This is a genomic window from Streptomyces sp. M-16, assembly GCF_052114405.1.
GTDB lineage: Bacteria > Actinomycetota > Actinomycetes > Streptomycetales > Streptomycetaceae > Streptomyces.
In genome coordinates this window covers 1-5,787 of the sequence record NZ_JBFRER010000218.1, presented here as the reverse complement: position 1 = coordinate 5,787, position 5,787 = coordinate 1, and the positions used below count along the sequence as shown (strand labels likewise).

Sequence of the window (5,787 nt, the reverse complement as noted above, 5' to 3'; positions counted from 1 at the left end):
ACCGGACGGGTTACGCGCAGCCGGCGTTGTTCGCGGTCGAGGTGGCGTTGTTCCGGCTGGTGGAGTCCTGGGGTGTCCGTCCGGATCTTCTGGCGGGTCATTCGGTGGGTGAGTTCGCGGCCGCGCATGTGGCGGGTGTGTTCTCCCTCGACGACGCGGCGGCTCTGGTGGCTGCGCGTGGCCGGCTGATGCAGGCGCTCCCGGCCGGGGGTGTGATGGTGGCGGTGCAGGCCTCGGAGGAGGAGGTACGGGACCTGCTGGCCGGGTTTGAGGACCGTGCGGGTATCGCCGCGGTCAACGGCCCGTCTTCCGTGGTGGTGTCGGGCGCTGAGGAAGCCGTGGCGAAGGTCGTGGACCGTCTCGCGGCCGACGGCCGCAGGACTAAGGCGCTGACCGTCTCGCACGCCTTCCACTCCCCGCTGATGGACCCGATGCTCGAAGAGTTCCGCACGACCCTGGAAGCGGTCACCTTCGACGCCCCGGCCGTGCCGCTCGTCTCCACCCTCACCGGCCGCCCCGTGACGGGCGAGGAGTTCTGCTCGGTCGACTACTGGGTGCGCCACGTCCGCGAGGCCGTCCGCTTCGCGGACGCCGTCACCGCCCTCGCCGACCTGGGCGTCCGTACCTTCCTGGAGGTCGGTCCCGGCGGTGTCCTGACGGCCATGGCCCAGGACTCCCTGGACGAGCACGCGGTCACCGTCCCCCTCCTGCGCGCCGACCGTGCCGAGGCAACGGCCGTCACCACCGCCCTCGCCCACCTCCACGTCCACGGCGTACCCGTCGACTGGACCGCCGTCTACGCCGGACGCGGCGCCCGGCAGGTAGACCTGCCCACCTACGCCTTCCAGCGCACCCGCTACTGGCTCGACACCCGCCCCGCGGTCGGGGACCTCGCGAGTGCCGGCCTGCGAACGGCGGACCACGCACTCCTCGGCGCCGCCGTGGGCCTCGCCGACGGCGAGGGCGTCGTCCTCACCGGGCGGCTGTCGCTCGCGTCGCACCCCTGGCTGGCGGAGCACCAGGTCATGGGAGCGGTGCTGCTGCCCGGTACCGCGCTGGTCGACCTCGCGATCCGGGCCGCCGACGAGACCGGCTGTGACCGGGTCGACGAACTCACCCTCCAGGCTCCGCTCGTCCTGCCCTCCCGAGGCGGCGTCCAACTCCAGGTCACCGTCGCCGGACCCGACGACACCGGGCGCCGGACCGTACGGGTCCATTCCCGGCAGGACGGTGCGGGTCCCGACGAACCCTGGTCGACGCACGCCGTCGGCGTGCTCGCCACGCAGACGCCGGGGGCCGCGCCCGTACGGCCCGATCCGGCGGCGGACCTTTCGCAGTGGCCGCCCGCCGCCGCGCGGCCCGTTCCCACCGAGGGGTACTACGAGCGGCTGACGGAACTCGGCTTCGGCTACGGACCGGTGTTCCAGGGCCTGCGCGCCCTGTGGCAGCGCGAGGGGGAGGTGTTCGCGGAGGTCGCCCTGCCGCAGGACACCACCGCCGACGGCTTCGGTGTCCACCCGGCGCTGCTCGACTCCGCCCTGCACGCCGTCGGCCTGGGCGGCCTGCTCCCGGACACCGGGCAGGGACGGATCCCGTTCGCGTGGAGCGGAGTACGGCTGGACGCGACCGGTGCCACCAGCCTGCGCGTCCGGCTGACCTCGCCCGCCCCGGACACGGTGTCCCTCCTCGTCGCCGACGCCACGGGCCGCCCGGTCGCCTCCGTGGAGTCCCTCGTGCTGCGGGCGGTGACCGCCGATCGGCTGTCCACCGCACGGCAGGTCGAACACCACGACGCCCTCTACCGGATGGACTGGCCCGCCCTCACCCTGGGAGAACCCGGCCCCGCCACGGACATCACCCGGGTCGAGGACCACGAGGGCCTCCTCGCACTCCTGGCCGCCACCCCCGAGGCGGGCGAACTCCCGGACACCGTCCTGATGCCCGCCCCGCGCGCCACCGGGGACGGCACGGCGCAGGACGTACGGGAGGTGACGCGGCAGGGCCYCGAAGCGCTGCGGACCTGGCTCGGCGACGACCGGACCGCGCACGCCCGGCTGGTGCTGCTCACCCGGGGGGCCGTCGCCCCCACGCCCGGCGCCACGGTCACCGACCCGGCCCAGAGCGCCCTCTGGGGCCTCGTACGGTCCGCCCAGTCGGAGAATCCCGCACGCCTGGTCCTCGTCGACACGGACGACCCCGACGGCCACGGCCCGTCCGGCCGGGCCCTGCCCGCCGCGCTCGCCACGGGCGAACCCCAGTTCGCGCTGCGCGACGGCGCCGCGTACGTCCCCCGGCTCGCCCGCCGGTCACCCGGCGACAGCCTGCGGCCCGCCCCCGGCGTCACCGCCTGGCGCCTGACGACAGGGGCCACCGGCGCCACCGGCACCCTCGACGACCTCGCGCTGACGGAGAACCCCGCGGCCACCGCCCCGCTCGGCCGGGGCCAGGTCCGGATCGCCGTGCGCGCGGCGGGCGTCAACTTCCGCGACGCCCTCATCGCACTCGGCATGTATCCGGGGGCCGCCACCCTGGGCAGCGAGGCCGCGGGCGTCGTCTGCGAGACCGGCCCCGGGGTCACCGCACTGGCGGTGGGGGACCGGGTGTTCGGCATGGTCCCCGAGGCGTTCGGCCCGCTCGCCGTCGCCGACCACCGGATGGTGGCCCGGATCCCGCAGGGCTGGACGTTCACCGAGGCCGCGTCGGTGCCGATCGTCTTCCTGACCGCCTACTACGCCCTCGTCGACCTGGCCGGCCTGCGGGCCGGGCAGACACTGCTGGTGCACTCCGCGGCGGGCGGCGTCGGCATGGCCGCGACCCAGCTGGCCCGGCACCTCGGCGCCGAGGTCTACGGCACCGCGGGACCCGGCAAATGGGCCGCCCTGCGGGCGGCCGGCCTCGACGAGGAGCACCTCGCCTCGTCCCGCGACCTGGGCTTCGAGCAGCGGTTCCTGACCGCCACCGGCGGCCGGGGTGTGGACGTCGTCCTCAACTCCCTCGCGGGGGAGTACGTGGACGCCTCCCTGCGCACGCTGACCGACGGCGGCCGCTTCCTGGAGATGGGCAAGACGGACGTCCGTGACCCCGAACGGGTCGCGGCCGGACACCGGGGCGCCGCCTACACCGCCTTCGACACCATCGAGGCCGGACCGGAACGCATCGGCGCCATGCTCCGCGAACTGGTGGCGCTGTTCGAGACCGGGGCGCTGCGCCCGCTCCCCGTCACCTGCTGGGACGTACGCCGGGCACCCGACGCGCTGCGCCACCTCAGCCAGGCCCGGCACGTCGGCAAGCTCGTCCTCACCGTCCCCGTCGCACCCGACCCCTCCGGCACCGTACTCGTCACCGGTGCCACCGGTGCCCTCGGCGGGCTGGTGGCCCGCCACCTGGTGGCCCGCCACGGCGCACGCCACCTGCTGCTCGCCGGCCGGCGCGGGCCGGCGGCCGAGGGAGCGGCCGCCCTGCGCGACGACCTGCTCGCTCGGGGCGCCGAAACCGTCACGGTGGCGGCCTGCGACGCCGCCGACCGCGACGCGCTCGCCGCACTGCTGGCCGAGATCCCCGCCGACCGGCCGCTGACCGCGGTGATCCACGCGGCCGGGGTGCTCGACGACGGCCTGGTCGCCACCCTCACCGGGGACCGGCTGGACGCCGTACTGCGCCCCAAGGTGGACGCCGCGCTCAACCTCCACGAGCTGACCCGGGGCCTGGACCTGTCGGAGTTCGTCCTGTTCTCCTCCGTCGCCGCGACCCTGGGCAGCGCCGGGCAGGGCAACTACGCCGCGGCCAACGCGTTCCTGGACGCGTTCGCCCAGCGCCGCGCGGCGGCCGGCCTGCCCGCCACCGCCCTGGCCTGGGGCCCCTGGGCCGACAGCGGCATGGCCTCCGGGATGGACGAGCGGGGACGCGGGCGGATGGCCCGTTCCGGACTGGTGTCCTTCCGCGCCGAGGAGGGCCTGGCGCTCTTCGACGCGGCCAGGACCGGCGAACACGCCGTCGCGGTACCGGTCCGCTTCGACACCACCGCGCCCACCGCCGGCCCGGATTCCGAAAGGGAGGTACCGGCGGTCCTGCGCGGCCTGGTCCGCCGGGCCGCCCGGCGCACCGCCCGGGAAGCCGTGGCGGCCGACGGAGGCGACGCGCTGCGCGAGAGGCTCGGCGCCCTGTCCGAGCCCGAACGGGACGGCGTCCTCCTCGACCTGGTGCGCACCCAGGTGGCGGCGGTGCTCGGCATCGGCGGCCCGCGCGACGTCGACCGCAACCGGGAGTTCAAGCAGCTCGGCTTCGACTCGCTCACCTCGGTGGAGCTGCGCAACCGGCTGGGCGCCGCCACCGGCCTCCGGCTGCCGGCCACCCTCGTGTTCGACCACCCGACGCCCGTCGCACTCGCCGAGCGGATCCGGCTCGACCTCGTACCCGACGGGGCACCCGCCTCGTCGGCCCTTGCGGTCTTCGGTGAACTCGACCGGTTCGAGACGGCCCTCGCCGCCGTCGGAGCCGACGACGACCTGGTCCGCTCCCGGATCAGGGCCCGCCTGCACGGCGTGCTCGCGGCACTCGGCGAGGGCGGCGCGGCCGACGGGGCAGCCGGCGGCACCTCGCCCGACGCGGCGTCCGACGAGCGGCTGCGCAGCGCCACCGTCGACGACATCTTCGCGCTCATCGACCAGGAGCTCGACGGCGCCTGAGCACCCGGACCACCACGGTGCACACCTTCGCGGCCCGCACCACCGCACCACTCCACTGACACTTCCCGGCGGGTGAACGAACATGCAGAACCAGAGCGATGCCCTCAGCGGCCAGAACGAGAACGAACAGAAACTGCTGGACTACCTCAAGCGGGTGACGGCAGACCTCAAGCAGACCCGACGCCGTCTCCACGAGGTGGAGGCCAAGGACCGGGAGCCGATCGCCATCGTGGCGATGAGCTGCCGCTACCCCGGCCAGGTGGACAGCCCCGAAGCGCTCTGGCGACTGGTCGAGAGCGGCTCGGACGCCGTCACCGGCTTCCCCACCGACCGCGGCTGGGACCTCGAAGGGCTGTACGACCCGGACCCGGGCAAGCCCGGGAAGTGCTACACCCGCGAGGGCGGGTTCCTGCACGACGCGGGCCGCTTCGACCCCGGCTTCTTCGGCATGTCGCCCCGCGAGGCCCTCGCCACCGACCCGCAGCAGCGGCTGCTCCTCGAAGTGGCCTGGGAGGCGTTCGAGCGGGCCGGCATCGCCCCCACCTCCGTCAAGGGATCCCGCACCGGCGTCTTCGTCGGCCTCGCCTACCAGGGCTACGCGGGCAGCGGCGACACCCGCGAAGAGCTGGAGGGCTTCCTGCTCACCGGCACCGCCCCCAGCGTCGCGTCCGGCCGGGTGTCGTACACCTTCGGCCTCGAAGGCCCTTCGCTGACCGTCGACACCGCGTGCTCCTCCTCGCTGGTGGCCCTGCACCTGGCGGTCCAGGCCCTGAGGCAGGGCGAGTGCACGATGGCGCTCGCGGGCGGGGCCGCCGTCATGGCCGCCACCGGCATGTTCACCGAGTTCAGCCGTCAGCAGGGCCTCGCCGTGGACGGCCGCTGCAAGTCCTTCGCCGCCGGGGCCGACGGAACGGGCTGGGGCGAGGGCGTGGGGATGCTGTTGGTGGAGCGTCTGTCGGATGCCCGGCGTCGTGGGCATCCGGTGTTGGCGGTGGTGCGGGGATCGGCGGTGAATCAGGACGGTGCTTCGAATGGTCTGACGGCTCCGAACGGTCCGGCGCAGCGGCGGATGATCGAGCAGGCGTTGGCGGGTGCGGGGTTG

The 5,787-nt window shown here is 74.8% G+C and carries 2 protein-coding genes; both read left to right on the top strand.

What is annotated here, in order from left to right:
• Window positions 1–4,685, top strand: a 4,685-nt coding sequence (locus AB4039_RS41050) for an SDR family NAD(P)-dependent oxidoreductase (RefSeq protein WP_442273188.1), incomplete at its 5' end; no start/stop codon positions are given.
• Between the two features lie 82 nt (window positions 4,686–4,767).
• Window positions 4,768–5,787 (top strand): beta-ketoacyl synthase N-terminal-like domain-containing protein (locus AB4039_RS41045; protein WP_442273187.1); only part of this gene is annotated, 1,020 nt, incomplete at its 3' end.